Source organism: Streptomyces sp. NPDC051286, from assembly GCF_044455345.1.
Lineage (GTDB): Bacteria > Actinomycetota > Actinomycetes > Streptomycetales > Streptomycetaceae > Streptomyces.
Map to the genome: position 1 here is coordinate 1 of NZ_JBITER010000160.1, position 1,309 is coordinate 1,309.

Below are 1,309 nucleotides of genomic sequence, written 5' to 3' on the forward strand. Positions count from 1 at the left end.
TGACCATCCCCTCGTAGCGTAGAGGCCGTGACTGCAGGGGAAGTTGGGGGTCATGGCAGAGAAGCGACGAAAGTTCGACGCGGAGTTCCGTGAGGGGGCTGTGCGGATCGTCTCCGAGACCGGTCGGCCGATCGCGCAGGTCGCGAAGGACCTGGGGATCAACGAGACCACCCTGAGCACCTGGGTGTCGAGGGCTAAGAAGGCCGGCGGGGACGGGACGCTGAGTGTGCCCGAGCGCGAGGAACTGGCCCGGCTGCGCAGGCAGGACGCGGAGAAGAACAAGCGGATCAGGGAGCTCGAGATGGAGCGTGACGTCCTCAAACGCTGCATGGTCCTTTGGGTGAAGTAGCTGAGGGGGACCCGGCGTTGCTCGTTGGGGTGATCAGCGACCAGAGGACCGAGTACGACATCCCGCACACCGTCGCCTGCCGCGCTCTCGGGGTATCCGAGGCGTGGTTCTACAAGTGGCGCCGCCGACCGTCCGAGCCCACGAAGCGCGAGGCCAGGAGGAGGCAGCTGGAGGAGAGGATCACGTATTTCTTCCGCGAGTCGGGCGATACCTACGGCTCCCCGCGGGTCACCCTGGACCTGTGGGCCGAGGGCTGGCAGGTCTCGGTGAACACGGTCGCCGAGATCATGGCCGACCTGGGACTGCAGGGCCGTAAGCCGCCCCGCAGGCGACGCTCGCTTACCCGTCAGGGCAAGCGAAGAGCCGCCCCTGACCTGGTGCATCGCCGATTCGACGCGGTCGCACCCGACGTGCTGTGGGTCGGCGACATGACCGAGATCGAGACCGGTGAGGGCAAGCTCTACCTCGCCACGGTCCTGGATCTGTTCTCACGTCGCCTGCTCGGCTACGCGATGGGATCGCACCACGACGCCGCGCTGGTCGGAGCGTCGCTGCAGATGGCGGCCGCTGTCCGCGGTGGTGATGTGGACGGCGTGATCTTTCACAGCGATCGCGGAAGCGAGTACACCAGCGAGGCCTACAACAACCTGTGCGACAGGCTAGGCGTGGTGCAGTCCATGGGGCGCGTGGGATCAGCCCTGGACAACGCCGCCGCCGAGTCGTTCAACTCGCTGATCAAGGTCGAGTACATCCACCGCAACCAGTTCGCCACCCGCGCCGAGGCCCGGCTGAAGATCGCCACCTGGATCACGGACTTCTACAACCCGCGCCGCCGCCACAGCGGGGCCGCCGGCCTACCGCCAATCGAGTTCGAACGCACCATCAGCGAAGCACGAGCCGAGCACCACCAGAAGGACCAAGCCGCGTAAGGAAGGCCTCTACGTTTCCAGGGGATTGACA

Annotated in this window: 2 protein-coding genes; both read left to right on the top strand. The window is 66.2% G+C overall.

The features are described 5' to 3' along the window. Nucleotides 1–52: 52 nt before the first annotated feature. Nucleotides 53–349, top strand: coding sequence for a transposase (locus tag ACIBB8_RS37940; protein WP_266991198.1), 297 nt, complete (start codon nt 53–55; stop codon nt 347–349). 29 nt (nt 350–378) lie between these two features. Beyond that, nucleotides 379–1,278 carry an IS3 family transposase gene (locus tag ACIBB8_RS37945; RefSeq protein ID WP_398959981.1) on the top strand — a complete coding sequence of 300 codons (900 nt, stop codon included), beginning with the start codon at nt 379–381 and terminating at the stop codon, nt 1,276–1,278. The last annotated feature ends 31 nt before the right edge of the window (nt 1,279–1,309 follow it).